The following is a 26616-nucleotide window of genomic DNA, read 5'->3' as shown; positions in this document are numbered from 1 at the left end:
CCGCATGCCTGAACAGCTGATGTCCGCGTTCGAGTCCTCCCTGGACAAGACGAACGTGATCCTCAAGGAGATCGAGTCGGAATACGGCTGGCCGCCCGAGCGGCGCAACCAGTCGTACGCGGCGCTGCGCACGGTGCTGCACCTGCTGCGCGACCGGATGCCGGTGGGCGAGAGCGCCGAGTTCGCCCAGCAGTTGCCGGTGCTGCTTCGCGGCATCTACTTCGACGGCTGGCAGCCGGAGAACGTGCCGATCAAACTCAACCGCGACGACTTCCTCTACGAGGTCCGCCAGGGCTTCCCGTACGACGTCGAGGGCGGCCCGCAGCGGGTGACGCAGGTCGTGCTGGACACCCTGCGCCGGCACGTCACGCAGGGCGAGTGGCAGGACGTGAAGTCGAACATGCCGCAGGACCTGGCTCGACTCATTCCCTGACCGGCCCCGCCCCGACCCGTCCCGCCCCCTCGGCGGGGCGGGCCGGCGGCGTCCGGGACACCGGCAGCCCGGCCCGCCGGGCCAGCCCGGCGAACGCGACCGCGTCGACGATCGCCGCGCCGCCCGGGTCGTTGTTGAAGTAGACGTACGCCGGCTCGCCGTCGCCGAACGCGGCGGCCAGCCGGTCCACCCAGCCGGCCAGCGCCGCCCGGCCGTAGCGCGGCCACGGCCGGGCCCGGCCCTCGTGCAGGCGTAGATAGCCGAAGTCGGTGGTGCGCCACAGGGGGGTGATCGGCCGGCTGCGCCGGTCGGCCCAGACCAGCGCCGCCCGGTGCCGCTCCAGCACCCGCCGGGTGTCGCCGGTCCACCAGGACGGATGCCGCGGCTCCACGGCCACCCGCACCTCGGCGGGGAAGCGGCGCAACACGCCGGCCAGCGCCTCCGGGTCGGCCCGCAGCGTCGGCGGGAGCTGCACCAGCACCGGCCCCAGCCGGTCACCGAGCCCCGACGCCCGGTCGAGGAAACGGGCCACCGGCTCGGCCGGATCGCGCAGCCGCTTCACGTGGGTCAGGTAGCGGCTCATCTTCACCGCCACGCAGAAGTCGTCGGGGGTGCGCTCCCGCCAGGCGACGAACGTGTCCCGCACCGGCAGGCGGTAGAACGCGTTGTTCACCTCGACCGTGGCGAAGCCCTCGGCGAAGTGCTCCAACCAGCGCCGCTGCGGCACACCGGCCGGATAGAACCGCTCCCGCCAGTCCTTGTACTGCCAGCCGGACGTGCCGACGAGAAACACGCCGCCGCCTCAGGCCAGGTCGATCCGGAACACCTCGAACGCGGCGCCGTAGCGGACGCCGAGCCGGGCGCCGGCGGGTCGGGCCATCCCCTCCAGGAACTCCTCGGCGTCGAAACTGCCGTCGCCGAGGCCGCTCAGGTAGGCGCCGTGCGCCCGCAACGACGCCACCCCGGCGTCGAAGCTGTCCGTCACGTCCACCCCGTGCCGGGCCACCGGCGAACCGGCCGCCCAGACCTCGCGGACCCGGGACCACGGCTCGGCGCCGTCGCCGAGCTGCTCCGGGAAGACCCACCGGTTGCCGGCGTCGCGGACCGCGTCGAGCGTGGCCCGGCCGCAGGCGATGTGGTCGGCCTGGTTCAGCGCGTACTCGCCGTCCCAGGTCTCCCGGAAGTTGTTCGTGAGCACCACGTCCGGCCGGTGCCGCCGGACCACCCCGGCGATGGCCCGGCGCAGCGGCACGCCGTATTCCAGCAGCCCGTCGGGGAGGCCCAGGAACTCGACGGCGGACACCCCGACCACCGCCGCGGAGGCGCGCTGCTCCTCCTCGCGCAGCACCCGGCTGCGCTCCGGCGGCATCCCGTCGATGCCCGCCTCACCGCTGGTGAGCAGGCAGTAGACGACCTCCTTGCCCTGCCGCGTCCAGCGGGCCACCGCGGCGGCGGCGCCGAACTCCAGGTCGTCCGGGTGGGCCACCACGGCCAGCGCCCGTTGCCAGTCCTCGGTCAGCGGGGTGAGCGGTTCCGGCTGCGCCACCTGCGTACCTCCTCGCGCGTCTCCTCCGGCCATCCTGGCACCGACCGGGCCCGGCCGCCGTCCCGCCGCGAACCGTCGGTGCGCGCCGGCCCCGGCGTCTACCGTGTGGTTAGAGAAGATCGGGCGTGGGGTACCCCCCGCTGAAGACGGACCCCGGGAACACGCGGGGCGGCACACCGAGGGAGCACCCATGGCATTGAACGACGACGACATCCAGACCAGCGGCGGCGGCGGCCTGGAGGGCCCGGCCGACGGCGGTGCCACCCCGGGTCAGCACGACGGTGGCGCGGACGGCGGCGCGGAGGGTCCGGCCGACGGCGGCGCGACCCCGGGTCAGCACGACGGTGGCGCGGACGGCGGCGCGGAGGGTCCGGCCGACGGCGGCGCGACCCCGGGTCAGCACGACGGTGGCGCCGACGGCGGCGCGGAGGGTCCGGCCGACGGCGGCGCGACCCCGGGTCAGCACGACGGTGGCGCCGACGGCAGCGCCTGACACATGACCATGACGCACGTCGACCCGCCGGGTGGCCACGGCCACCCGGCGGTTCCGTCTGCCGCCGCGACGGCGCTGGCCCGGTGCGTGGCCGTCGAACCGGCCAAGTTCGCCGCCGACCACTGGGGGAGCAGTCCGCTGCTGTCCCGGGCCGCCGAACTGCCCAACCCGCACGGCTTCACCGACCTGCTCAGCCCCGCCGACGCCGACGAGCTGCTCAGCCGCCGCGGCCTGCGTACCCCGTTCCTGCGGGTGGCCAAGGACGGCCAGCTCGTGCCGGCGGCGCGGTACACCGGCGGCGGTGGCGCCGGCGCCGAGGTCGGCGACCAGGTGCTCGACGACAAGGTCCTGGCGCTCTACGCCGACGGCGCCACCCTGGTGCTGCAGGGCCTGCACCGCACCTGGCCGGCGCTCGTCGACCTGGCCCGCGACCTGGGCGCGGCGCTGGCCCAGCCGCTGCAGGTCAACGCCTACCTGACGCCCGCCGGCAGCCAGGGCTTCGCCACCCACTACGACACCCACGACGTGTTCGTGCTCCAGGTCGACGGTCGCAAGCGCTGGCGCATCCACCCGCCGGTGCTCACCGACCCGCTGGAGCGCCAACCCTGGGGCGGCCGGGCCGACGAGGTCTCCGCCACCGCCGAGGGTCGACCCGCGCTGGACGTGGTGCTCGAACCCGGCGACGCGCTCTACCTGCCGCGCGGCTGGCTGCACAGCGCCCAGGCCCAGGAGTCCTCCTCGCTGCACCTGACCGTGGGGATCCGGGCGCTCACCCGCTACGCCCTGGTGGAGGAGCTGGCGGCGCTCGCCGCCGAGGACGCCCGGCTACGCGCCGGCCTGCCGTTCGGCCTGGACCTGGCCGACCCGGAGGCGATCGAGCCGGAACTCACCGAGACCGTCGAGGCGCTGCGCGACTGGTTGCTGCGCGCCGACCCGGCGGCGGTGGCCGCGCGGCTGCGGGCCCGGGTGTGGCCGGCCGCCCGACCGGCGCCGATCCGCCCGCTGGCCCAGGCCGAGGCGCTGGCCCGGCTCGACCCGGACAGCCGGGTGGCGCTGCGCGGCGGCCTGCGCTGGCAGCTCGCCCCAACCGGCGACGGCACGGTCGCGCTGCGCCTGGTCGACCGCACGCTCACCCTGCCCGGCACCTGCGAGCCGGCGCTGCGCGCGCTGCTCGCCGGCGAGGTGACCCGGGTCGGCGACCTGCCCGGCCTCGACGACGACGCCGACCGCCTGGTCCTCACCCGCCGCCTGCTCAAGGAGGCCGTCCTGGTCCCCGCCTGACCCCGACGCTTTCGTTGACCATGGACTTGTGGTGCCATGGAATGCCGGTTTCGGCCCGGAATCTGAGGTGCCACAAGTCCATGATCGGCGGGCGGCCCCTTCGGGGTCACCGGGTGTAGGTGACCGTCAGCAGGAGCAGGGTGGTGGCCAGGCCGCTGGCGGCCACCAGGATCATCGGGCGCGGGGTCAGCACCGCGTGCCGGCGGTCGGCCAGCAACCGGGCCGGCGCCAACCCGACCAGCGGGCCGAGCAGCGTGATCACCAGGGCCAGCACCGGCAGGCCGACCGCCAGGTCACCGCCCGAGCCGGCGCCCAGCGCCCGCGCGCCGGTCCCCAGCAGGAACGCCACCAGCGCGCCGCCCACCCCGCACGCGATCAACAGCGGGTTCACCGAGCCGGGCAGCTCGCCCGGCTGCCCGGTGCGCTCCAGCAGGTCGCGCACGCCGCGCAGCAGCGGCACCGGGTCGCCGGCGGCGCCGCGTACCGGGCCCGGCGGGTCACCGAGGCGCCGGGCGCCGCCGCCGAGACGGGCCCGCAACTGCGCCCACAGGTGGGTGACCTCGCCGTCCACCCGCTCCACCATCCGCTGCGCCTCGTCCACCTCCGCCTCGGCGCGTCGCACCTGCCCGGCCGCGTCTGACACCGCCCGCTCGGCGGCGGCCACCTGCTGCGCGTGCCAGGCGTGCGCCTCGGCGCGCTGGGCGGCCACCCGGGCGGTCAGCTCGGCGAGCCGGCGGATCTGGGCGCTGTACGTCTCACTGGAGACCGGTTCGTTCATCGCGATGGACCATAAGGGATGATCACCTGCCCGGTGCGGTGCACCGCGCGGTCGAAGTAGAGACCGCGCCACGGCCGCGGATACCAGTCCGGGCCGCCACTGCCCGGATAGAGCGACGAGCCCAGCTCACCGCCCTGCACGTCGAGCGCCACCCAGGCCCCGATCTGGTCGGTGCGGGCGCCGGCGCCACCCAGGTCGGCGCGCATCCGGGCCACGCCCCGCCACCAGGCCAGCACATGGGTACGCCGCTCCGGCCCGTCGTGCAGGATCCGGCGCAGCTGCTCCAGCCCGCTGCGGGTGCCCGCCTTGCCGGCCAGCGCCCCGGCCGCCGCGTCCACCGCGTAGAGCAGCAGGAAGTGCGGGGTACGCGGGGTGCCCGGCGCGGCCAGCCCGTCGCCCACCTCGGCCATCAGCTCGGGCACCGTCTCCTCGTCGTACCAGGAGGAGTCGTCGGGCAGGTCCTCGTAGAGCGCGCGGGCGGCCGGGTCGGCGTCCGGGTCGAGGCAGGCGATGGAGAAGCGGGCGGCGCCCGGGGCGTACTGGCGGGCCAGCGAGCGGGCGGCGGCGTCGAGCACCGCGCACGCCTCGTCCACGCGGGTGCCCAGCACGGCCAGGTTCCGCCCCGGTGCCCGGGGCAGGCGCAGCGACGCCGAGCGGGACTGCACGTCGATGATCTCCCCGAGCAGTGCCACCGGGTTGCGGGGCACGCCCTGCTCGGGGGCGGTCAGCGCGCGGAAGTCCGGCGCCTCGGCCAGCCGGGGGATCGCGTCGCCGTCGAAGAGCCGGGCCGGCGCGGCGTCCTGCGGGCGCATCCGCCACAGCCGGTGCTGCAACTCGCTCCAGGTCTCCCAGTCGCTGGCCGACGGGATGCGGGCCACCTCGTTCCCCTCGGCCAGGCCGGACTCGGCGTTGACCACGGCGTGGTGGCGGGGCAGCGACTGCGCGGCGTCGTTGCGTTCGGCCAGGATGCGCAGCGCCTTCGGCAGCGCGATGCGCAGGGTGAACTGGGCGACCAGGGCGGGCCGGCCCCACAGCGCCTCGATGCCGCGTACGTCCTGCGAGGCGAGCACCAGGTGGATGCCCTGCGAGCGGCCCCGCCGGGCCAGGTCCTCCAGCAGGTCGGCGGCCTCCCGGGCGACCACGTCCCGGCCGGCGAGCAGCGCCTGGAACTCGTCGACCACCGCGACGATGCGCGGCCAGTGCCCGGTCGGGTCCACCGCGCGCAGCTCGGCCAGCTTGGTGACCTCGTGCTTCTTCGCCGCGTCGGCCCGCCGGCGCAGCTCCTCGGCGAGGAACCGCAGCAGGGCCAGGCCGAACTCGCGGTCGGTGTTGACGTTGATCCCGACCAGCCGCATGTGCGGCAGCCAGCTCGGGTCGCGGCGGCCCTTGGCGAACCGGGCGAAGGACACCCCCTCCTTGAAGTCCAGCAGGTAGAACTCCAGCTCGGCGGGGGAGTAGCGGGCGGCGAGCGCGCCGATCCAGGCGAAGATCAGGTTGGTCTTGCCGGTGCCGGACGGCCCGCCGATCAACGCGTGCGGCGGGTAGTCGCCGAGGGTGAGCAGCACCGGCCGCCCGTGCGGGCCCTCGCCGATCGGGGCGCTGAGGCCGTGCGCCGAGTCCTCCCGCCAGTATTCGTCGGGCGGGGGGAGCAGGTCGCTGAAGGGCGTCGGCGGCGGCCCGGCGGCGACCCGGGAGGCGACCGCGCGGCAGGTCTCGGTGACCAGGGCGGCCGGCGGCGGGTCGTCGAGCACCACCGGCAGCCCGGCGATCCGGGCGTCGTCCTCCTCGACCACGATCCGGGTGACGGTCCGGTCCTCGGGCAGGTCGATGCCGCGGACCACCAGGTGCACGCCGCAGGCCGCCCCGGTGCGGACCACCCGGTCGAGCTGGCCGCGCTCGTGCCGGGACAGCTCGTCGCCGCCGAGCAGCACCGCCACCCGCCACGGCTCGGGCCGGCGCCCGGTGGCGGCGGCCAGCTCGCGCAGCGAGCCGTACTCGCCGGCCAGCACGGTGGCGTTGATCCGGCGGATCTGCTCGACCAGGTCGTCCAGCAGCCGGCCCAGGCCGCCCGGGCCGACGAAGGTGAGCAGGCCGGCGGTGCCGAGCGGCGCGAACCCGGCCAGCCCGCCGCCCAGGTGCTCCGGGTCGTAGCCGTACACCCGCACTGCGCCCGGGTCGGCCCGGCCGACGGAGCGCAGCAGCAGCGCGGGCACCACCGAGGCCAGGCCGTCCCGGTCACCGCCGGCCAGGTGCGCGTGCCCGGCGTCGAGGAGCGGCACCAGCGCCGGCACCGGTTCGGCGCCGGTGATGCGTACCGTGCCGATCCGGACCGCGCCGGGCGGCTCGGCCCGGCCCGCGGGCGTCGCCTGCCAGTGGTCCCAGGGCTCGGACGCCGCGCCGGGCGCCTCCCGCCGCGCCGCGTCCGCGGCGCGGCGCGCCAGCTCGGCGAGGCGGGCGGTGTGCCGGTCGTCGATCTCGGCGAGCCGGCGGTCACGCGCCGCGCCGACCCGGGCCGGCACCGCCGCGGCGGCCCGCCGGGTGCGGTCCAGCCGTTCCCGGCCGGCGACCAGTTCGGCGTCGGCGGCGGCGAGCCGGGTACGGGTGGCGCCCAGGGCTTCGGAGAGCATTCCCCGGACCCGTGTCACCAGTTGGGCGCGGACGTCAGCCACGCTGCGGCTCCCGTTCCTCGGTGTCCTTCGGCAGGTCCCGGCCGAGCCGGTCGAGCAGTACGCCGGTGAGCACCCCGGCGGTGACCGCCGGGTCGGCGGCGTGCGGCTGCTCCGGCCCGCCGTCGCGGCGCGGCGGGGGCATCCGGCAGACCCGGGTGAGCAGCGTGTCCAGCACCGGCGGTGGCAGCCCGGGCAGCAGGTCGCGGACCCGTCCGTCCAGCTCGCGGCGCAGCCGGGTCAGGTCGTCCGCGCGGGGCGGGTGGCCGAGCAGCTCACCGGCCAGGTCGCGCAGCATCGGCGGGGCGATCGCGGCCAGCCCCAGCCCGACGTCGGCGTGCGCCCGGCGCAGCTCGGCGTGCAGCCGGTCCCGGTCGCCGGAGCGGATCCCGACCACCACCCGGCGCAGCAGCTCGCGGGAGTCCGCCACCCGCTCGTCCGGCTCGTCCGGCGCGCCCTCGCGCCCGCCGGTCAGCTCCGCCACCCGGACCGCCCACCAGCGGCGTACCGCGGGCGGCTCGTCGGGTTCGGCGGCCGCGCCCGGCGTGGGCGGCGCCGCGCCGCGCGGCGCGTCGTGCCGGGGCCGCCGCTCGCCCGGTGTCGCGGCCGGCGCGCCGTCGGCGGCCAGCCCGATCGCGGCCAGGTACGCGGTGAGCTGCTCCTGCGCCACCCGCAGCGCGTAGCCGGCGGTCTCGGCGTGCTCGGTGGCCGCGGTCAGCTCCGGCACGCCCAACGGGTCGGCCGACTCCTGGCGCACCCAGCGCAACCGTTCCTCGGCCTGGCCGAGCTTCTCCAGCGCGGCGGCGAGCTGCGCCAGCGGCAGCTCCTCGGCGGCGGCGCGGACCTGCGCGCCGATGTCCTCGACGATGGACACGGCCGGCCCTTCAGAGCGTCGCGACGTAGAGCTGTGCCTGCTCCACCGCCACCAACGTCGCGGCGAGGCACTCCTCCAGCTCCTGGCTGGCCTGGGTCAGTGAGGCCTGCGCCGCCTCGACCGTCTCGTGGCCGCTGCCCTCCAGCGCGCCGGCCAGGGTCTGCTGCGCCTCGGCCAGCTTCTCGCCGGCGGCCTGCACCGCTGTCTGGCCGTCACCGATCTGCTGGAGAGCGACATCGATGGCGGCCTTCAGCTCGGCGACGCTCGCCACGGGGACCTCCTGGGGGCAGGGGAGATCTCCATTACAACCCATCCCGACGGGTGGGCGAACATCCACCCTCGCGTCGTTCCTGCCCGGGTGTCCGATTAGGGCCTTGACGTGCGCGAAGACGCCGCCTGACGGATCCGCCGGTCCCGTCCGCGGGCACGCCGGTCCCGCTCACGGCACCCGCGTCAGCGGCCCAGCCAGCGCGGGCCGCGTACCTCCGCGCCGAGCGCGGTCACCCGGGCCCGCAGCTCCCGGTCGGCGGTGACCACCACCCGGCGCCGGTCCGGCGCGGCGGCGACCAGCTCGACCACCGTGTCGTCGCCGGACCCGGCGGCGGACACCACGTCGACGTCGGGCACCGGCGCGACGTGCCGGGCCGCGCCCTCCACCACCAGCACCACCTGCACCGGCGGTGGCAGCTCCGGCGGCACCCCGGCCCCGGCCACCGACGCCAGCGCGTCGCGCAGCCGGACCGCCGCGCCGGCCCGGTCCCGCCACCAGCCGTCCGGCCGCGACCCGACCACGTTCGCGCCGTCGACCACCAGCAGCGCTCTGCTCTCCATGCCCCCAGCCTGCCATCGGTGTCGCGTTTGTCGGTCACCCCGCCGGGTAGCCACCGCCGACCGCGCCGCGCCCGTCGCGTCCCGGTCGTGCCGACCGACTGCGGAGGACGAAGATGATGGGACCCGGTGACTTCGGCAACGACCCGTGGGACGAGTTCCTGGCCCGCTACTTCGGCCGGGGCGAGGGGGGACGCCGGCCGGCCCACCGGGTGGACATCACCCGCCTGATGACCGCCGACGCCCGGGAGATGCTGGCCGACGCGGCCCGCCGGGCGGCCCAGAAGCACAGCAACGACCTGGACACCGATCACCTGCTCTGGGCGGCGCTGCAACGCGAGCCGCTGCGCGACCTGGTCCGACGCGCCGGCGCCGACCCGGACGCGCTGGTCAACGCCCTCGGCGGGCGCGCCGAGGGCGCGCCCGGCGGCGAGGTGCCGCCGAACCTGTCGCTCACCCCGGCCGCGAAACGGGCGCTGCTGGACGCGCACCAGCTGTCCCGGGCCATGGGCGCCAACTACATCGGGCCCGAGCACATCCTGATGGCGCTGCCGCTGAACCCCGAGTCGCCGGCCGGCCGGATGCTCGCCGCCGGACGGATCCAACCGGAGTCGTTGCAGGCCGCCAGCGCCGAGCGCGGCGCGGCGAACGGACCGCGCCCGGACCGCGGCACGCCCACCCTCGACCAGTACGGGCAGGACCTCACCGAGTTGGCCCGGATGGACCAGATCGACCCGGTGATCGGCCGGGCCGACGAGATCGAGCAGGCGGTGGAGATCCTGTCCCGGCGCACCAAGAACAACCCGGTGCTGATCGGTGAGGCCGGCGTCGGCAAGACCGCCATCGTGGAGGGGCTGGCCGAGCGGATCTGCGACGGGGACGTGCCGCAGACCCTGATCGGCAAGCGCGTCGTCCAGCTCGACCTGTCCGGCCTGGTCGCCGGCACCCGCTACCGGGGCGACTTCGAGGAACGCCTGAAGAAGGTGATCGACGAGATCCGCGCCCACCGCGACGAGCTGATCGTCTTCCTGGACGAGATCCACACCCTGGTCGGCGCCGGCGGCGCCGGCAGCGAGGGCGGGATGGACGCGTCCAACATGCTCAAGCCGGCGCTCGCCCGGGGCGAGTTGCGGGTGATCGGCGCGACCACGCTGGACGAGTACCGGCGCAGCATCGAGAAGGACGCCGCGCTGGCCCGCCGGTTCCAGCCGGTGCTGGTGCCCGAGCCGACCGTCGAGGACACCGTCGCCATCCTGCGCGGCCTGCGCGACCGCTACGAGGCGCACCACCAGGTCCGGTTCACCGACGAGGCGCTGGTCGCCGCCACCGAACTGTCCGACCGGTACGTCACCGACCGGTTCCTGCCGGACAAGGCGATCGACCTGATCGACCAGGCCGGCGCCCGGGTGCGGCTGCGCACCCGCACCCCCGCCTCCGACGTGCGCGACCTGGAGCAGCAGCTCGACGAGGTACGCCGGGACAAGGAGCAGGCGGTCTCCGACGAGCAGTACGAGCGGGCCTCCTCGCTGCGCGACAAGCTCGCCGAGTTGGAGGACCAGATCCGCCGCGCCCGCGGCGACGAGGGACCCAACCACGTGCCCGAGGTGGGGCCGAAGGAGATCGCCGAGGTGGTGTCCCGGGCCACCGGCATCCCGGTCACCCAGCTCACCGAGGAGGAGCGCGACCGCCTGCTGCGCCTGGAGGGACACCTGCACGAGAAGGTGATCGGGCAGGACGACGCGGTCGGCGCGGTGTCCGAGGCGGTGCGCCGCTCGCGTACCGGGCTGGCCGACCCGAACCGTCCGATGGGCAGCTTCCTGTTCCTCGGCCCCACCGGCGTCGGCAAGACCGAGCTGGCCCGCGCCCTCGCCGAGGCGCTGTTCGGCGAGGCGGACCGGATGGTCCGGGTGGACATGAGCGAGTTCCAGGAGCGGCACACGGTCAGCCGGCTGGTCGGCGCCCCGCCCGGCTACGTCGGCTACGAGGAGGCCGGCCAGCTCACCGAGGCGGTCCGCCGCCGCCCGTACGCGGTGGTGCTGCTGGACGAGATCGAGAAGGCGCACCCCGATGTGTTCAACATCCTGCTCCAGGTGCTCGACGACGGCCGGCTCACCGACAGCCAGGGCCGGACGGTGAACTTCAAGAACACCGTGCTGATCATGACCAGCAACCTCGGCTCGGAGCTGATCACCGGCGCCCAGCGCACCGTCGGGTTCGCCACCGGCGAGCCGGGTCAGCAGGAATCCACCGAGCTGCGGGAACGGCTGATGCGCCGGTTGCAGGAGAACTTCCGCCCCGAGTTCCTGAACCGGGTCGACGAGATCATCATCTTCCAGCGGCTGGAGGCCGAGCAGCTGCGCGAGATCACCGGCCTGCTGCTGGAGGAGACCCGCCGCCGGCTGCACGCCCAGGACATCCAGGTCGAGATCAGCACCGCCGGCGTCGACTGGCTCGCCGAGCACGGCTACCAGCCGGAGTTCGGCGCCCGCCCGCTGCGCCGGGTGATCCAGCGTGAGATCGACAACCGGCTGTCGAGGATGCTGCTGGAGAACGAGATCTCACCGGGGCAGAAGGTCACCGTGGACGCCCGCGACGACCAGCTCGTCTTCGACGTGTCCGCCGGTGAGCGCGGATACACGGCCGCCACCACGTCCCATCCCCGGTGAGGCCGGCGGCCACCCTCGGCGGGCCGGCCCGGCCCGTCGCGCACGGATCGGAGGGCGGACATGACCGAACCCGAGGAGACCCGGGAGGACATCGCGGCCGGCGAACCGATCGAGGCGGCGCCGACGGCGAACCCGTCCCGGGTCCGGGTGCCGCCGGAAGGCCTGACCCAGCAGACACCGCACGGCGAGGGCGATCCGGAGGAGTCCGGGCCGCCGCCGGGAGAGGAGGCGTGATGGTACGCGAGGCGCGACTCGACAGTGAGGTCGAGGTGATCTGGGACGACTTCCACGCCGAGGTGAATGTGCCCTCCGAGCAGCTACGACAGTGGTTGCTGACCCGTGGGTCGGGGGAGGAGGCGTTCGGCCCCGACCCCGACCTGGACCTGCCCGAGCCCGGCCGGCAGATCCTCGCCGTGCTGCGCAAGCGCAAGGTCGACCTCACTCCGGAGGACATCGAGGTGATGCGGGACGCGATCACCCGGATCCGGGAGCTGACCGCCGAGAAACCGGGCCGGGGCAACGCCGACGACGAGTGGCGGCACGCGCTGCTCGACCTCGGTCACGACGTGCTGGTCGAACGCTGAGCCGGGGTCGCGGTGCCCGGGCGGACACCCGCCCGGGCGGGCGGCGTCGTCGGACCGGCCCGGCGCCGGCAGCCGCCGGCCGTCGTCACGGCGGGTGACGACGGCGGAAAGCGGATGCGGTCGGGAGCGGTATACCTCCCAGGCATAATCCTGCCTCTGCGGTATACCGCTCGCGACCGAACTCTCCGCCCGGACCCGACACGCCCGGGTCGCCGACGGTGGTGCGTTCGCCCGTCCCGGCCTACTCGGACTCCATGCTGGGCAGTCGCAGCCCGGCGGCGTCGGCGGCGGCCTGCCGGTCCGTCCGGGCCCGCTCCTCCCGGCTCAGCAGATCAGCGTACTCGGTGACGTCCGCCGGGTCGGGCACCTCCGGCAGGCGGCGCAGGAACGCCTCCACGTCGGCGGCGGCGGCGGTGTGCGCGGTGGCCGCCCGACGCAGCAGCTCCCGGTCGTCGGCGGCCGGATACAGATCAGTCATGCCGCGTGATACCCGCGTTCAGGCGGTTCGCACCCCGCCCACCCGGTGCGGCTGCACCCCGAAGTCCGGATGGGCCAGCAGCCAGGCCAGATAGTCCGGATGGTTGGCCAGCGCGTCGGTGTACGCCGCCACCGCCGTCTCCAGCACCGGCTCCGCCACCGCCGCGGCGGGTGCCTCCGGGTGCCAGCCGAACAGCAGCCGCCAGCGCAGCGGGGTGCCGGCCAGCCGGCGGGTGACCAGCCCGGCGACCGGGCGGAAGGTGGCCTGGCACAGCGCCACCGCCGTGCCCGCGTCGACCAGGTCCAGGGCGGCGCGCACGTCCGCCTCGTACACCTTGCGGGGGGTGAAGCCGGCGCGTGCGCAGGCGGCGGCGAAGCAGTCGCCGAAGCAGCCGTCGCCCGGCGCCGCCACCCACTGCTCACGCCGCAGGTCGACCAGGTCGATCTCGTCCCGGCCGGCCAGCGGGTGGGCCTGCGGCAGCAGCACGAAGACCGGGTCGACGGCCACCTCCCGCCAACTCAACCCGAACACCGGCGACGGCGCCGCGTCCCCGCACACACCGGTGAGCGCGAAGTCGAGCCGGCCGCCGGCCACCATCTGCGCCAGCTCGTCCACCGACCAGGACGCGAACGTGGAGATCTGCGCGTCGGCGCGCTCGGCGGCGAGCCGGTGCACCAGCCGGCCCAGGATCGGGCTGTTCACCCCGCCGAAGCGGTAGCGGCGCAGCGGGTCGCCCGCGCCGGCCAGCCGGGCCGCCTCGTCCTGCAGGCCCTTCATCGCCGGCAGCAGCACCCGGGCCCGGTCCAGCACCAGCTCACCCAGCGCGGTGGGCCGGGCGCCGCGGCGGTCCCGCTCGAACAGCGGCCCGCCGAGCACCCGTTCGATCCGCTGGAGCTGGGCGGTCAGCGCCGGCTGGGCCAGGCCGAGCATGGAGGCCGCCTTGGTGACGCTCCCCGTCTCGGCGATCGCGCAGACCACCCGCAGGTGTCGCAGCTCCAGATTCATAGGGTGACGGTAGGACCACGAACGGGTGTCCGGGAAGGGGCGGTTCGGCTCAGGCGTCCCGGCGGTGCTCCAGGTCGGCCAGGCGGGTGCGCCGCCCGGTGACCGCGTCGCGGACCTTGTCCAGCACGCCCACCGCCGGCTCGACGATCTTGTTCCACGGCGGGGTGGCCGGGGTGCCCGGGTGCGGGCGGGTCGGCGCGGCCTCCTCGGCGATCTCCCACCGGTTGCCCAGCCGGATCAGCTCGGCGTCGCTGGCCACCTCGCGCAGCGGCGTGACCAGCGCGGCCACCCGGCTCACGTGCCGCCGGACCCGCTCGGCCACGTCGGCGACCACCGCGTCGTCCGGACCGGACAGTTGCTTCAACGCGGTCAGCAGGGCGGCGTCCGCCTCGATCTCCCGGGCGACCAGGTCGGCGCTCTCCGGCACCGCGGCGCGGGCGGCCGGGAACAGATACTGCTCCTCGGCGGACAGGTGCCGCGACACCGCGGCGGTCAGCACGTCGAGCACCCGGCGCCGGCCCGCCGGGTCCAGCCCCGGCTCGGTCACCCGGTCGGCCAGCTCGAGCAGGGTGCGGTGCTCGGCGTCCACGAGGTCGGCGAGGCTCCGCCCACCCGGCCGGTACGCGTCGTCGGCGGCGGGCGGCAGCGGCGGCAGGGGGACGGTCATGGTGCCCTCCTCGTGGTGGCCGGCAGTGGTGGCCGGAATCGATGTTCGGCGTTACCCGTCCGCGCGTCGCGCGAAACCGCACCGCACCGCGCCGGCCGTCGCGGCCCGCCCGGCTGGTATAAGGAAGCGATGACGACCTCCGCCTCACCCCAGCCCGCCGACGAGGTCGTGGACCTCTGCCGGGACCTGCTGCGCATCGACACCACCAACACCGGGGACAACGACACCAGCGCGGGGGAGCGGCGCGCCGCGGAGTACGTCGCGGAGAAGCTCGCCGAGGTCGGTGTCGACGCCGAGATCCACGAGTCGGCGCCCGGGCGGGCCAACCTGGTGGCCCGGATCCCCGGCACCGAGCCGGGCCGGGACGCGCTGCTCGTGCACGGTCACCTCGACGTGGTGCCCGCCGACCCCGACGAGTGGTCGGTGCACCCGTTCTCCGGCGAGATCCGCGACGGCTACCTGTGGGGCCGCGGCGCGATCGACATGAAGGACTTCGACGCCATGGTGCTGGCCGTGGTGCGCGACTGGCAGCGCACCGGCGTGCGGCCCCGACGCGACGTCGTGCTCGCCTTCACCGCCGACGAGGAGGCCGGCAGCGACTACGGCGCGCACTTCCTGGCCCGCAACCACCGAGGGCTGTTCGACGGCTGCACCGAGGCGATCGGGGAGGTGGGCGGCTTCTCCTACTCCGTCGACGACGCCCGCCGGCTCTATCTCATCGAGACCGCCGAGAAGGGCATCGACTGGCTGCGCCTGCACGCCCGGGGGCGGCCCGGGCACGGCTCGATGGTGCACGACGACAACGCGGTGACCGCGCTCGCCGAGGCGGTCGCCCGGATCGGCCGGCACCGGTTCCCGGTGGTCATGACCGACACCGTGCGGGCGTTCCTGGCCGAGGTCGGCGACGTGCTGGGCATCGAGATCGACCCGGACGACCCGGAGACCGCGATCGCCAAGCTCGGCCCGATCGCCAACATCATCGGTGCCACGATCCGCAACACCGCCAACCCCACCCGGCTGGCCGCCGGCTACAAGGACAACGTCATCCCCGGCCGGGCCACCGCCACCATCGACTGCCGCAGCCTGCCCGGGCAGAGCGAGGAGCTGGAGCGGCAGCTGCGCGAGCTGGTCGGCCCGGACATCGCCATCGAGTACGTCCAGCGCCAGCCGGCCCTGGAGACCACCTTCGACGGCGACCTGGTCGAGCAGATGTCGGCCGCGCTGCGCGCCGAGGACCCGGGCGCGCACCCGGTGCCGTACATGCTCTCCGGCGGCACCGACGCCAAGGCGTTCTCCCAGCTCGGCATCCGCTGCTTCGGCTTCGCGCCGCTGCGGCTGCCCGCCGACCTCAATTTCTCCGGCCTGTTCCACGGCATCGACGAGCGGGTCCCGCTGGACGGACTACAGTTCGGCGTGCGGGTTCTCGACCGCTTCCTCCGCAACTGCTGACCGCGCCCGCCGCGGCGCCGCCGGCGCGGACCTCCCCCATCGCGAAGGGACTGCCTCACATGACCGACCAGCACGCTGAGCTGGACGCCGCCCTCGAGCAGGTGATCGACGCCGCCCGCACCCACCTGGCCGCCGTCCGGGCCGCGCAGGGCCGGATCGACGACGACGCCGTCTGGCAGGCGTACGTCGCGTTGAACAACGCCTCGTTCGCCTACGACGAGCAGCTGCTCGACGCGTTCGGCGAGGTGACGCCCTGGGACGTCGAGTCGATCGACCCGGACGAGGCGGACGAGCGCTTCGGCGCGGTCGAGGGCGGCGAGCCCACCGACCCGCACCCGCGGGTGATCTCGGTGCGGCAGCGGCGCGACTACCGGGTGCCCAGCGTCGCCGCGCTGCTGCGGGTCGCCGAGGCGGCCCGCCGGGAGGGCACCCCGGAGGAGGACGAGCCGGCGCCGGTGGAGGGCGTCGGCGAGGCGGTGCTGGAGCTGTTGCAGAGCGGCGACGGCTCGCTCTCCGCGCTCGACGTGCCCGAGCTGGAGCCGCTCGACGGCGTGGTCATGGTCAGCGAGGTCGGCACCCCGGTCGACCTGGAGTCGTTCGACGACGACGACCCGGTCGGCCCGTTCCAGCCGGCCGTCGACGACCGGCTGGTCGGCCGGCTCGACGAGCACCCGTTCCTGGAGCTCGACGACGAGCACGACCACGCCCACTAGGCAGTGCTCGCCCCGGGGCCGCACCGCGCGCGGCGCGGCCCCGGGGCGGGACCCGTCAGTAGGACAGGCCCGGCTGCGGCTTGCTCACCACGCGACGGCGCAGCATCACCTGCCGCGTGCCGTCCCGGTAGAGCCGCACCCGGGCCAACTCCCAGCCGGAGAACTCCGCCTGGATCGCCAGCTGCGCCGCGGCGGTCAACCGATCGACGTTCGAAGGCAACCGCAGCGGCGCGTATTCGTAGTCCATGGGCTCTATGCTGCCCAGCTCGCGGGCCCTTCGCCACCCCCTGGGCGTGACCCGGATCGCTCCCGTTTCAGCCGTCGCGCTCCGGGTAGCCGACCGGCACCGCGGAGACGTCGTCCAACGCCGTGACGATCTCGTCCGGCAGCGTCATCCGCTCCACCTGGAGCGCGCCCAGCAACTGCCCGACGGTGCGGGCGCCGAGGATCGGCGCGGTCACCCCGGGCCGGTCCCGCACCCAGGCCAGCGCCACCTCCATCGGCGACACACCGAGCCCGCCGGCGGCGATGGCCACCGCCTCCACGATGCTGGAGCAGCGGGGCTCCAGGTAGGTGCCGACGAAGCGCTCGAAGTGCGGCGACACCGCACGCGAGTCGGCCGGGCGGCCGTTGCGGTACTTGCCGGTGAGCACGCCCCGGCCCAGCGGCGACCAGGGCAGCACGCCCAGCCCCATCCCGGCGCAGGCCGGCAGCACCTCACGCTCGATGCCGCGCTCCAGCAACGAGTACTCCACCTGGGCGGCGACCACCGGCGCCCGCCCCGGCCAGGCGGCCTGCCATGCCGCGGCCCGGGCGGTCTGCCAGCCGGAGAAGTTCGACACCCCGACGTAGCGCGCCTTGCCGCTGGACACCGCGTGGTCCAGGGCGGTGAGCGTCTCCTCCAGCGGCGTGTCCGGGTCGTAGCCGTGCACCTGCCACAGGTCGACGTGGTCGGTGCCGAGCCGGCGCAACGACGCGTCCAGCGTGCGCAGCAGGTGCCCGCGGGAGCCGTCGCGGCGGCGCCCGCTGCCCGGCCGCAGCCCCGCCTTGGTGGCGATGAGCAGCTCGTCGCGGTCGACCAGGCTGCCCAGCAGCGAGCCGATCACCGACTCGGCGTCGCCGTCGGCGTACACGTCGGCGGTGTCGACGAGGTTGCCGCCCGCGTCGAGGTAGCTCTTCAGCTGGGCGGCCGCGTCGTCGGCATCGGTGTCCCGTCCCCAGGTCATGGTGCCGAGCGCGAGCCGCGAAACCGCCAGCCCGCTTCGGCCGAGCGGTCGCTGTTGCATGGGTGAACCTTATTTCCATCCCGGGCGTCACGGATATCCTCGCCGTAGTCAAGTTCCCGCGCGACCGCAGAGCGGTGTGACGTGTTCGGGGCGAGCCGGTCGTCGGCGGTGGCACCGGCATTGCGTAACCTGATGCGACCTGTGGTGCGGACGGTGGGAGGACCAGTGCGACTCGGGCTCAACCTCGGATACCAGACGGCCTGGAGCACACCGGCCGACCACCTGGCGTTCGCCCAGGAGGCGGACCGGCTCGGCTACTCGGTGGTGTGGGCCGCGGAGGCGTACGGCTCCGACTCGCCGAGCATGCTCGCCTGGATGGCCGGGCAGACGCAGCGGATCGACCTCGGCTCCGCCGTCATGCAGATCCCCGCGCGGACCCCGGCGATGACCGCGATGACCGCCGCGACCATCGACACGCTCTCCGGCGGCCGGTTCCGGCTCGGCCTCGGCGTCTCCGGCCCGCAGGTCTCCGAGGGCTGGCACGGCGTCCGGTTCGCCAAGCCGCTGTCGCGCACCCGGGAGTACGTCGACATCGTCAAGCTCGCGGTGGCCCGCAAGGAGGTCGCGTACGACGGCGAGCACCACACGCTGCCGCTGCCGGACGGCCCGGGCAAGGCGCTGCGGCTGAGTTTCCACCCGCCGCGCGAGCACATCCCGATCTACCTGGCCGCCGTCGGTCCGAAGAACCTGGAGCTGGCCGGCGAGATCGCCGACGGCTGGCTGGCCGTCTTCTTCGCCCCGGAGTTCGCCGAGGATCATCTCGCCGCGATCCGGGCCGGGCGGGCCACGGCCGGCAAGGAGCTGGCCGGCTTCGACGTGGTGCCGTCGGTGCCGGTCGTGATCGGCGACGACGTCGCCACCTGCGCCGAGCTGGTCCGCTGGTACGCCGCGCTCTACGTGGGCGGGATGGGCAGCCGGAAGCAGAACTTCTACAACCAGCTCGCCACCCGGATGGGCTACGGCGACGCGGCCCGCGAGGTCCAGGAGCTCTACCTGGCCAAGCGGCAGCGCGACGCGGCCGCCGCGGTGCCGATGGAGTTCATCGACCGCACCTCGCTGCTCGGCCCGAAGGAGCGCATCGCCGAGCGGATGCGGGAGTACGCCGCCGCGGGCGTGACCACCCTGTCGGTGACGTTGTTCGTGGCCGACCGGGACAGCGGCGTCAACACGCTGCGCACCGTCGCCGAGGCGCTGGAGCTGTCCGGGGTCGGCGAGTGACCTGGGTCGAGGCCATCGTCCTGGGCGTCGTCCAGGGGCTGACCGAGTTCCTGCCGGTGTCGTCGTCCGGGCACCTGCGGATCACCTCGGCCATCTTCTTCGGCCGCGACGCGGGCGCGTCGTTCACCGCGGTCACGCAGCTCGGCACCGAGGCCGCCGTGCTGATCTACTTCTTCAAGGACATCTGGCGGATCGTCCGCACCTGGTGCCTGGGCCTGGTCGACCGCTCGGTGCGCTCCAGCCTCGACTACCGGATGGGCTGGTACGTCATCGTCGGCACGATCCCGATCGGGATCCTCGGGCTGCTCTTCAAGGACCAGATCCGCACCGCGGGCCGCAACCTCTACCTCATCTCGTTCACGTTGATCTTCTTCGCCCTGGTGCTCGCGTTCGCCGAGTACTGGGGGCGGCAGACCCGCACGCTGGAGAACTTCCGGATGCGCGACGGCGTGGCGATGGGCCTGGGGCAGGCCATGGCGCTCATCCCCGGTGTCTCCCGCTCGGGCGGTACGCTCACCGTCGGCCTGTTCCTCAACCTCACCCGGGAGACGGCGGCGCGTTACTCGTTCCTGCTGGCCATCCCCGCCGTGGTGATCTCCGGCGTGTTCAGCCTGCCGGACGTCTTCGAACCGTCCGCGCCCGGCACCGCCGCGCCGAGCGTCGCGCAGATGGTGGTGGCCACGCTGATCGCGTTCGCCATCGGCTACGCGGCCATCGCCTGGCTGCTGCGCTACGTCGCGCACCACACGCTCTACCTGTTCGTGCTCTACCGGGTGGCGCTCGGCACGCTCGTGCTCTGCCTGCTGCTCACCGGCACGATCAGCGCCACCTGATCCCGGCGACACGACGAAGGCCGGCACCCCGTCACGGGGTGCCGGCCTTCGCGTTCGTCAGCTGTTCCAGTGCTGGGCGACCAGGTCGGCGGCCTGCTGCTCCCACTGCGCGTACGCGTCGGGGTAGGCGCTGACCTGCACGGTCTGCGCCGCCTGGGTCAGCGGCATGTCCTGCCAGCCGTCGACCTGCTTGAGGCCCTTGAGGAACGCGAGCGTCGAGTACTCGGGGTCGGTGATCTGCTCAGGGGTGCCCCAGCCGCTGGACGGGCGCTGCTGGAACAGGCCCAGCGAGTCGTGGTCGTTGCGGTCGCCGAGGTGGCCGAGGTTCTCCAGCTTCGACTCCTGCAGGCTGGTGGCGATCGAGACGACCGCGGCGCGCTCGTCCATGTCCGCCTTCTTGGTGGCGGCGACGATCGCCTTGACGTTGGCGGTCTGCTCGTCGTTCAGGTCGACGCGGGACTGCGCGCCCTGCACGCCGTGCGGCACGAGCGCGGCGGGGTCGGCCTGCGCGGTGACCGCCACGTCGCGGGCGGTCGGGGTGCTGTCGTGGTGGTTGAGCGGGCCGGCGGCCAGGCCACCGGCGACGGTCAGACCGGCGATACCGAGGATGCTCTTGCGCAGCATGGTGTTCATGGGGGGCTCCATTCGGGGGTCGACACCCGGGGGTGGGTGTGCGAGCACCGTCAGGCGCTCTCGTGGGGGACTCCGTCGGCTCACGGGGCGGGGGCCTCGTCGTGGCGGCGGAACCATGTGCAACGACCGGCGACCCGCCGTCATTCCCCGGATCCGGGGACCCAGGTGGCGAGCGTTTCCGCTGCTCAGCCGTGCACCGGTTACAACGCCCCAGCCCCCGGACCCATTCCACCCGCCGGCACCCGCGAACCGGACACGCGCTCCATACGCCCGTCCGCACGCATCGCCCCGACGAGATCTTGGTAGGAAACGGCCCCTCGAGGAGTCGTTTCCTACCAAGATCTACCCAAGTACGTGGGACACGGATGAAGCCGCCCGGTTGGGCGGTTCGTCACCGATGCCCGCTCGCTCGGCGGCCTGCGGCTGACGGGCCGGAGGTAACCAGTGGCTGTCGCCGCCTCCGGATCGTCCGTCAACCGTCGCCGCCCGTCTCGGTCGCGGGTCGCCCGTCCCTGGCGGCGGTTGCTGGTGAGCGCCGGCCGCCCGTCACGGGTCGCTGGGTAACGGGAAAGGGCGTCGTCAGGCGGTGGGCCGGGATGCGCGTCCGGTGGTGGCGGGGGACGGTTGTCGAGGTGGCACCCCCTAGGGTGGTGGGCGTGGCGACCCTTCTGCTTCTGCGACACGGCCGGACCACCGCGAACGCCGACGGTGGCCTCGCCGGCCGGCAACCGGTCGAGCTGGACGACACCGGGCGGGCCCAGGCCACGGCGGTGGGCGGCCGGCTCGCCGGGCTGCCGCTCGCGGCGGTGGTGACCAGCCCGCTGATCCGTTGCCGGCAGACCCTGGAGCTGGCGTTGCCGCAGGCCGAGCCGGTGGTCGAGGACGGGCTGATCGAGTGCGGCTACGGAGCCTGGGAGGGGCAGTCGCTGAAGAAGCTGGCGAAGGAGCCGCTCTGGCCCGTGGTGCAGCAGCATCCGAGCGCCGCCGCCTTCCCGGAGGGGGAGTCGATGGCGGCGATGTCCGCGCGAGCGGTCGCGGCGGTGCGGGCCTGGGACGCGCGGGTCACCGCCGAGCACGGGCCGGAAGCGGTCTGGCTGGCGTGCAGCCACGGCGACGTGATCAAGGCCATCGTGGCGGACGCCCTCGGCGTACACCTGGATCTTTTTCAGCGGATCGTGGCCGACCCGGCGTCGGTGACGGCGATCCGCTACACGCCGCTGCGGCCGTTCCTGGTCCGGCTCAACGACACCGGCGGCGACCTGGCGGCGCTGGTCCCGCCGCCGCGCAAGCGGCGCCGGCGGGCGGTGCGCGCCGCCGAGTCGGACGCGACGGTCGGTGGTGGCGCGGGCGCGGCACGGTGAGCCGGCGGTCGCCGCGCCGCGTTGCGCTCTGGGCGGATTCGGCGTCGGTGGGCTGCGCGGTGCTTCCGCGCGCCGGATAGGGTCGTGGGTATGACGCACCAGGTGCACGCGTTCGAGCCGCCGGAGCGGTTCGTCGCCGGAACGGTCGGCCCGCCGGGGGAGCGCACGTTCTTCCTCCAGGCGCGCGGCGGCGGCCGGCTGGTCAGCGTCGCCCTGGAGAAGGTCCAGGTGTCGCTGCTCGCCGAGAAGCTGGAGGAGCTGCTCACCGAGGCGCAACGCCGGTTCGGGGTGAAGCTGCCGGAGTCGGCGCCGATCGTGGTGGGCGACAACGAGCCGCTCGACACCCCGGTCGACGAGGAGTTCCGGGTCGGCACGCTGGGCCTGGCCTTCGACGTGGACACCGCCACCGTGGTGATCGAGGCGATCGCCGTGGGCGAGGCCGAGGTCGAGGTCGAGCTGGGCGACGCGGACGACGACGAGGTCGAGATCGACGAGGAGCCGGACGAGCCGGACGACGACCTCGACCGGCTCCGGGTGCGGCTGACCCCCGAGGCGACCCGCGAGTTCATCGAGCGCGCCAAGCGGGTGGTCAACGCCGGCCGGCCGCCCTGCCCGCTCTGCGGCCAGCCGCTCGACCCGGCCGGCCACCTGTGCCCCCGGCACAACGGCTATCACCGGTGACCTCGTCGGAACTGCAGCCCCGACAGGGCGGCGCCGAGGCGCTGCCGTTGCTCACCGACGGTGAGCTGACCCTGGAGGGGCGGCTGGTCGACGCCTCCAACGCCACGCTGCGCGCCGTCATCGCGCTCGGTGAGGTGAGCGCGCACTGCGTCTACAAGCCGGTGCGCGGCGAGCGCCCGCTCTGGGACTTCCCGGACGGCACGCTCGCCGGCCGGGAGGTGGCCGCCTACCTGGTCTCCCGGGCCACCGGGTGGGACCTGGTGCCGCCGACCGTGCTGCGCGACGGCCCGTTCGGCCCCGGCTCCTGCCAGCTCTGGATCGACGAGCCGGCCGACGCCGAGCCGCTGGTCGGCTTCGTGCCCGCCGAGTCGGTGCCGCCGCGCTGGTTCCCGATCGCCGCCGCGCGCGACGACGACGGCGCGGCGTACGCGCTGGCGCACGCCGACGACCCCCGGCTGGCCCGGTTGGCCGTCCTCGACGCCGTGATCAACAACGCCGACCGCAAGGGCGGCCACGTGCTGGTCGGCGCGGACGACCGCATCTACGGCGTGGACCACGGCGTCAGCTTCCACGTGGAGGAGAAGCTGCGCACGGTGCTCTGGGGCTGGGCCGGCCGCCTGCTCCCGCCGGACGCGGTCGAGATGCTCGACGCGCTGGCCGCCCGGCTCGACGGGGCGCTCGGCGAGGAGCTGGCCGAGCACCTCACCCTCGGTGAGGTCAGGGCGGTGGCGGCCCGGGTGGACCGGCTGCGTGACACCGGCCGGTTCCCGCAGCCCCCGGAGGAGTGGCCGGCCATGCCCTGGCCACCCATGTGAACCGCTGTCGCGTTGATCACCCGTGGGGCGGCACCCGCGTGCCTGACGGATCGTTAGGCTGGCGGTCATGGAGTCTTGGGCGGGACACGAGGTGCCACGGCTGCCGGGTGAGGGCGCAGCACTGAGGTTGTACGACTCGGCGCGGCAGGGCCCGCACCCGTCCCGGCCCGACGGCGTCGCCTCGATGTACGTCTGCGGCATCACCCCGTACGACGCCACCCACCTCGGGCACGCCGCCACCATGATCACCTTCGACCTGGTGCAGCGGATGTGGCGCGACGCCGGCCTGACCGTGCGCTACGTGCAGAACGTCACCGACATCGACGACCCGCTGCTGGAGCGCGCCGAGCGCGACGGCGAGGACTGGAAGGTCCTGGCCATGCGGGAGACCGCGCTGTTCCGCGAGGACATGGAGGCGCTGCGGATGATCCCGCCGGCGCACTACGTCGGCGCGGTCGAGTCGATCCCGGACATCGCCGACAAGGTGCTCGTGCTGCTCAAGGACGGTGCGGCGTACCGGCTCGACGACGGCACCGGCGACGTCTACTTCGACGTCTCCGCCGCTCCCGCGTTCGGCTACGAGTCCAACCTGTCCCGTGCCGAGATGCTGGAGATCTTCCCGGAGCGCGGCGGCGACCCCGACCGCGCCGGCAAGCGGGACCCGCTCGACCCGCTGCTGTGGCGCGGCGCCCGCGAGGGCGAGCCGTCCTGGCCCGGCGGTGAGCTGGGTCCCGGCCGCCCCGGCTGGCACATCGAGTGCACGGTCATCGCGTTGAACCTGCTGGGCGACCGGATCTCCGTGCAGGGCGGCGGCAACGACCTGATCTTCCCGCACCACGAGTGCTCGGCGGCGCACGCCGAGCGGCTCACCGGCGAGGCGCCGTTCGCCGACCACTACGTGCACGCCGGCATGATCGGCCTGGACGGCGAGAAGATGTCGAAGTCCAAGGGGAACCTGGTGTTCGTCTCCCGGCTGCGCGCCGACCGGGTCGACCCGGTGGCGGTGCGGCTCGCGCTGCTCGCCGGCCACTACCGCAGCGACCGGGCCTGGACCGACGAGCTGCTCGCCGAGGCGCTCGGGCGGCTGGACCGTTGGCGGCGGGCCGCCGCCGCGCCCGCCGGCCCGTCCGGCGGGGCGTTGCTGGCCGGGGTACGCGACCGCCTCGCCGACGACCTCGACACGCCGGGCGCGTTGGCGGTGGCCGACGCCTGGGCCGAGCGGACGCTCGCCGGCGAGGCTGACGACCCCGCCGCCCCCGCGCTGTTCGCCGACACCGTCGACGCCCTCCTCGGGATCCGGCTGTAAGGCGGGGGCCCCGCTTAACGCACGCCGGGTCCCGCCTGGGCGAGTCGGGCTCGGCCCGCCTCGGAGGGCCCGCGCCGGAGAGGCGCTCAGCCGAGGACGAGTCCGGGGTCCGGGTCCTGCTCGGGCGCCGGCGCGGGGACCTTGTACTCCTCGGTCAGCGTGGTCATCGGGCCCGGCCAGGTGGCCTGGGCGACCTCGATCGGCTTGTGTCGTTCGTCGTACGCCACGTGCAGCAGGTGCAGCACCGGGGTGTCCGGGCGGATCTGCAGGATCTCCGCCTCCTCCCGGCTGGGCTGGCGGGCGCTGATGGTGTCGGTCGCGGTGGCGTACCGCCGGCCGATCGCCTCCTCGGCCTCCTGGTAGAGCGGCCGGCCGAACGCCTCGGCCCGTTCGAGGGAGGTGCCCGCGGTGTCGGCGGGCAGGAACCAGGAGGCGCCGACCTCGACCGGGGAGTCGTCGGTGCGGACCAGGTGCCGCCGGCAGAGCAACTCGGTGCCGTCGGTGACACCGAACGCGTCGGCGACCTCGGGCGGGGCGGCGGCACGGCCGACCGAGACGAGCTGCTGGCGGTACCGGGCAGCGAGGTCGGTGTGGTAGCCGCGGAAGCCGCCGTACCGGCCCCGGGAGAGGCGGTTCAGCCGGCGCCGGGTGCCCCGGACAAACGTACCGGAGCCGGGTTTGGTGATCAGGATGCCCTCGACCCGCAGCTGGTCGACGGCGCGTTGCACGGTCTGCTTGGCGACGCCGAACATCTCGGCGATGGCCGGGATGGACGGCAGTCGCTCGCCCGGGCCCCAGTCGCCGCGGCGAACCTGGGTCTTGAGCTGCGTGGCGATCTGCCGGTGGGGGAACTCGGCCGCACCCGGGTTGATCTGCATGCCCGCCTCCTCATGACAGCTAGGTTCCTAGGATGCCCTAGAGGGTGTGACAGCGCCACCCCGGACACGAAGAAGCCGGGCCCCGACCACGGAGCCCGGCTTCGACGGAGAAGAGCTACCAGGAACCGGCGGTCGGGCCGGCGGAACCGCCCCGACGGCGCAGGTACTTCTCGAACTCCTGGGCGATCTCGTCCCCGGTCAACGGGGTGATGCCCGCATCGCCGACGCGTTCCTCCAGCTCACGCACGTACTCACCGAGTTCGGCGTCCTGCTCGGCGGCGCTGCGCACCCGCTGCTCCCACTCGGCGGCCTCCTCGGCCAGATCGGCCATCGGCACCGGGAGGTCGAGCACCTCCTCGACGCGGTGCAGCAGCGCCAGCGTGGCCTTCGGGCACGGCGGGTTGTTGGCGTAGTGCGGCACGTGCACCCAGAACGACACCGCGTCCACCTCGGCCCGGGTGCACGCGTCGTGCAGCACCCCGACGATGCCGGTCGGGCCGTCGTAGCGGGTGGGGGTGAGCTGGTAGCGCTTGGCCGCGTCGGCGTCCGAGGCGCTGCCGCTGATCGGCAGCGGCCGGGTGTAGGGAACGTCGGCCAGCAACGCGCCGAGCAGCACCACCCGCTCGACCTCCAGGCTGTGGCAGATCTCCAGCACCTGCTCGCAGAAGGTGCGCCAGCGCATGCTCGGCTCGATGCCGCGGATCAGCACCACGTCGCGCTCGGTGCCCTCCGGGCTGGCCACCATGAAGCGGGTGGTGGGCCACTCGACCCGTCGGGTCTCCCCGTCGGCCATGGTGATGGTCGGACGGCTCACCTGGAAGTCGTAGAAGTCCTCCGGGTCCAGCTCGGTCACCTGCCGGGACTGCCAGACCTGTTCCAGATGCTCCACGGCGGCGGTGGAGGCGTCCGCGGCGTCGTTCCAGCCCTCGAAGGCCGCGATGGCGACCGGTGAGCGCAGGACCGGCAGCCCGTCGAACTCGGTCACGCCGTCACCTCACCCTGCTCGTCGGGAGCGGTGCCGCCCCGTCGCACGGTCGCATCCCTGTTGTCCTTCACGTCCGCCAGCCTACGTGCCGCCGCCGGAGCCGGCCCGTCGGCCGCGCCGGTCGCCCGGCCCGACCACCCGGTCGAACCGGATGAAAGG

29 protein-coding genes are annotated in these 26616 nt (G+C 74.5%); 14 read left to right on the top strand and 15 right to left on the bottom strand.

The window, feature by feature from the left end:
- The first annotated feature begins 4 nt into the window (after positions 1 to 4).
- Positions 5 to 433 (top strand): DUF2267 domain-containing protein, encoded by a 429-nt coding sequence (locus O7598_RS16160; protein WP_269692165.1) that lies wholly within the window; start codon positions 5 to 7, stop codon positions 431 to 433.
- Here O7598_RS16160 and O7598_RS16155 read toward each other — a convergent pair.
- A complete protein-coding gene (locus O7598_RS16155) occupies positions 423 to 1226 on the bottom strand; it encodes a DUF72 domain-containing protein (protein WP_269692164.1) in 804 nt (267 codons plus the stop codon). The two genes, O7598_RS16160 and O7598_RS16155, sit on opposite strands and share 11 nt — an antisense overlap.
- Positions 1227 to 1235: 9 nt before the next feature.
- On the bottom strand, positions 1236 to 1979 hold the full coding sequence (locus O7598_RS16150) for a PIG-L deacetylase family protein (protein WP_269692163.1): 744 nt from the start codon (positions 1977 to 1979) through the stop codon (positions 1236 to 1238).
- Between the two features lie 190 nt (positions 1980 to 2169).
- Here O7598_RS16150 and O7598_RS16145 point away from each other — a divergent pair, with 190 nt between their 5' ends.
- Both O7598_RS16145 and O7598_RS16140 read left to right on the top strand, forming a co-directional pair.
- Positions 2170 to 2472 (top strand): hypothetical protein, encoded by a 303-nt coding sequence (locus O7598_RS16145; protein ID WP_091575306.1) that lies wholly within the window; start codon positions 2170 to 2172, stop codon positions 2470 to 2472.
- A 9-nt stretch (positions 2473 to 2481) separates the two neighbouring features.
- On the top strand, positions 2482 to 3753 hold the full coding sequence (locus tag O7598_RS16140; RefSeq protein WP_269694883.1) for a cupin domain-containing protein: 1272 nt from the start codon (positions 2482 to 2484) through the stop codon (positions 3751 to 3753).
- Between the two features lie 106 nt (positions 3754 to 3859).
- Here O7598_RS16140 and O7598_RS16135 read toward each other — a convergent pair whose 3' ends face one another.
- The 5 genes from O7598_RS16135 to O7598_RS16115 all read right to left on the bottom strand — a co-directional run bounded on the left by O7598_RS16135 (position 3860) and on the right by O7598_RS16115 (position 8902).
- On the bottom strand, positions 3860 to 4531 hold the full coding sequence (locus O7598_RS16135; protein WP_269692162.1) for a hypothetical protein: 672 nt from the start codon (positions 4529 to 4531) through the stop codon (positions 3860 to 3862).
- Entirely contained in the window at positions 4528 to 7200 is a 2673-nt protein-coding gene (locus tag O7598_RS16130; RefSeq protein ID WP_269692161.1) for an FtsK/SpoIIIE domain-containing protein, read from the bottom strand. The genes O7598_RS16135 and O7598_RS16130 overlap by 4 nt, the downstream gene beginning before the upstream one ends.
- Entirely contained in the window at positions 7193 to 8071 is an 879-nt protein-coding gene (locus O7598_RS16125; RefSeq protein WP_269692160.1) for a hypothetical protein, read from the bottom strand. Before O7598_RS16125 ends, O7598_RS16130 begins: the two co-directional genes overlap by 8 nt.
- 10 nt (positions 8072 to 8081) lie before the next feature.
- Positions 8082 to 8342 (bottom strand): hypothetical protein, encoded by a 261-nt coding sequence (locus tag O7598_RS16120; RefSeq protein WP_030504016.1) that lies wholly within the window; start codon positions 8340 to 8342, stop codon positions 8082 to 8084.
- 182 nt (positions 8343 to 8524) lie between these two features.
- Positions 8525 to 8902: a hypothetical protein gene (locus O7598_RS16115; RefSeq protein WP_269692159.1), complete on the bottom strand. Its 378-nt coding sequence runs from the start codon at positions 8900 to 8902 to the stop codon at positions 8525 to 8527.
- A gap of 113 nt (positions 8903 to 9015) precedes the next feature.
- Between O7598_RS16115 and O7598_RS16110 the strand changes: the two genes are divergently transcribed.
- The 3 genes from O7598_RS16110 to O7598_RS16100 are packed head-to-tail and all read left to right on the top strand — an operon-like array spanning position 9016 to position 12149.
- The gene (locus O7598_RS16110; protein ID WP_269692158.1) at positions 9016 to 11565 is read left to right on the top strand and encodes an ATP-dependent Clp protease ATP-binding subunit; all 2550 of its coding nucleotides are present in this window, start codon (positions 9016 to 9018) and stop codon (positions 11563 to 11565) included.
- A 60-nt stretch (positions 11566 to 11625) separates the two neighbouring features.
- Positions 11626 to 11799 (top strand): hypothetical protein, encoded by a 174-nt coding sequence (locus O7598_RS16105; protein WP_175441209.1) that lies wholly within the window; start codon positions 11626 to 11628, stop codon positions 11797 to 11799.
- Positions 11799 to 12149, top strand: a complete 351-nt coding sequence (locus tag O7598_RS16100) for a DUF3140 domain-containing protein (RefSeq protein WP_269694882.1) — start codon at positions 11799 to 11801, stop codon at positions 12147 to 12149. The genes O7598_RS16105 and O7598_RS16100 overlap by 1 nt, the downstream gene beginning before the upstream one ends.
- Positions 12150 to 12390: 241 nt before the next feature.
- On the opposite strand, the gene O7598_RS16095 is transcribed toward O7598_RS16100, so the two are convergent.
- From O7598_RS16095 to O7598_RS16085, 3 genes are read right to left on the bottom strand one after another with little or no spacing between them, the layout of a single operon-like run.
- Entirely contained in the window at positions 12391 to 12627 is a 237-nt protein-coding gene (locus O7598_RS16095; RefSeq protein WP_091058259.1) for a hypothetical protein, read from the bottom strand.
- 18 nt (positions 12628 to 12645) lie between these two features.
- A complete protein-coding gene (locus O7598_RS16090) occupies positions 12646 to 13632 on the bottom strand; it encodes a LysR family transcriptional regulator (protein WP_269692157.1) in 987 nt (328 codons plus the stop codon).
- A 49-nt stretch (positions 13633 to 13681) separates the two neighbouring features.
- Positions 13682 to 14299 (bottom strand): hemerythrin domain-containing protein, encoded by a 618-nt coding sequence (locus O7598_RS16085; protein ID WP_269692156.1) that lies wholly within the window; start codon positions 14297 to 14299, stop codon positions 13682 to 13684.
- A gap of 129 nt (positions 14300 to 14428) precedes the next feature.
- On the opposite strand from O7598_RS16085, the gene O7598_RS16080 reads away from it, so the two are divergent.
- Both O7598_RS16080 and O7598_RS16075 read left to right on the top strand, forming a co-directional pair.
- Positions 14429 to 15748 (top strand): M20/M25/M40 family metallo-hydrolase, encoded by a 1320-nt coding sequence (locus O7598_RS16080; protein ID WP_269692155.1) that lies wholly within the window; start codon positions 14429 to 14431, stop codon positions 15746 to 15748.
- A 59-nt stretch (positions 15749 to 15807) separates the two neighbouring features.
- The gene (locus tag O7598_RS16075) at positions 15808 to 16461 is read left to right on the top strand and encodes a hypothetical protein (protein ID WP_091058246.1); all 654 of its coding nucleotides are present in this window, start codon (positions 15808 to 15810) and stop codon (positions 16459 to 16461) included.
- 55 nt (positions 16462 to 16516) lie between these two features.
- On the opposite strand, the gene O7598_RS16070 is transcribed toward O7598_RS16075, so the two are convergent.
- Both O7598_RS16070 and O7598_RS16065 read right to left on the bottom strand, forming a co-directional pair.
- The gene (locus O7598_RS16070) at positions 16517 to 16708 is read right to left on the bottom strand and encodes a DUF5703 family protein (RefSeq protein WP_091058244.1); all 192 of its coding nucleotides are present in this window, start codon (positions 16706 to 16708) and stop codon (positions 16517 to 16519) included.
- A gap of 67 nt (positions 16709 to 16775) precedes the next feature.
- Complete coding sequence (locus O7598_RS16065) at positions 16776 to 17747, bottom strand: aldo/keto reductase (protein ID WP_269692154.1); 972 nt, start codon at positions 17745 to 17747, stop codon at positions 16776 to 16778.
- Between the two features lie 165 nt (positions 17748 to 17912).
- Here O7598_RS16065 and O7598_RS16060 point away from each other — a divergent pair, with 165 nt between their 5' ends.
- Positions 17913 to 18965 carry an LLM class F420-dependent oxidoreductase gene (locus tag O7598_RS16060; protein WP_269692153.1) on the top strand — a complete coding sequence of 351 codons (1053 nt, stop codon included), beginning with the start codon at positions 17913 to 17915 and terminating at the stop codon, positions 18963 to 18965.
- Positions 18962 to 19798: an undecaprenyl-diphosphate phosphatase gene (locus O7598_RS16055; protein WP_091058234.1), complete on the top strand. Its 837-nt coding sequence runs from the start codon at positions 18962 to 18964 to the stop codon at positions 19796 to 19798. Before O7598_RS16060 ends, O7598_RS16055 begins: the two co-directional genes overlap by 4 nt.
- Before the next feature lie 57 nt (positions 19799 to 19855).
- Here the strand turns inward: O7598_RS16055 and O7598_RS16050 are convergent, their stop codons facing one another.
- Positions 19856 to 20431 carry a hypothetical protein gene (locus O7598_RS16050; protein WP_269692152.1) on the bottom strand — a complete coding sequence of 192 codons (576 nt, stop codon included), beginning with the start codon at positions 20429 to 20431 and terminating at the stop codon, positions 19856 to 19858.
- Between the two features lie 647 nt (positions 20432 to 21078).
- On the opposite strand from O7598_RS16050, the gene O7598_RS16045 reads away from it, so the two are divergent.
- From O7598_RS16045 to mshC, 4 genes are all read left to right on the top strand, one after another.
- On the top strand, positions 21079 to 21792 hold the full coding sequence (locus O7598_RS16045; protein WP_269694881.1) for an MSMEG_4193 family putative phosphomutase: 714 nt from the start codon (positions 21079 to 21081) through the stop codon (positions 21790 to 21792).
- Between the two features lie 90 nt (positions 21793 to 21882).
- On the top strand, positions 21883 to 22473 hold the full coding sequence (locus O7598_RS16040; RefSeq protein ID WP_269692151.1) for a DUF3090 domain-containing protein: 591 nt from the start codon (positions 21883 to 21885) through the stop codon (positions 22471 to 22473).
- A complete protein-coding gene (locus O7598_RS16035; RefSeq protein WP_269692150.1) occupies positions 22470 to 23288 on the top strand; it encodes an SCO1664 family protein in 819 nt (272 codons plus the stop codon). The genes O7598_RS16040 and O7598_RS16035 overlap by 4 nt, the downstream gene beginning before the upstream one ends.
- 67 nt (positions 23289 to 23355) lie before the next feature.
- Positions 23356 to 24594 carry a cysteine--1-D-myo-inosityl 2-amino-2-deoxy-alpha-D-glucopyranoside ligase gene (mshC, locus tag O7598_RS16030; RefSeq protein WP_269692149.1) on the top strand — a complete coding sequence of 413 codons (1239 nt, stop codon included), beginning with the start codon at positions 23356 to 23358 and terminating at the stop codon, positions 24592 to 24594.
- Between the two features lie 86 nt (positions 24595 to 24680).
- Here the strand turns inward: mshC and O7598_RS16025 are convergent, their stop codons facing one another.
- A complete protein-coding gene (locus O7598_RS16025) occupies positions 24681 to 25472 on the bottom strand; it encodes a GntR family transcriptional regulator (RefSeq protein WP_269692148.1) in 792 nt (263 codons plus the stop codon).
- 115 nt (positions 25473 to 25587) lie between these two features.
- Positions 25588 to 26457 (bottom strand): PAC2 family protein, encoded by an 870-nt coding sequence (locus O7598_RS16020; RefSeq protein ID WP_089157832.1) that lies wholly within the window; start codon positions 26455 to 26457, stop codon positions 25588 to 25590.
- Positions 26458 to 26616: the final 159 nt, after the last annotated feature.

The organism is Micromonospora sp. WMMC241 (assembly GCF_027460165.1).
Lineage (GTDB): Bacteria > Actinomycetota > Actinomycetes > Mycobacteriales > Micromonosporaceae > Micromonospora > Micromonospora humi.
This window is presented reverse-complemented; position numbering and strand designations above follow the sequence as displayed.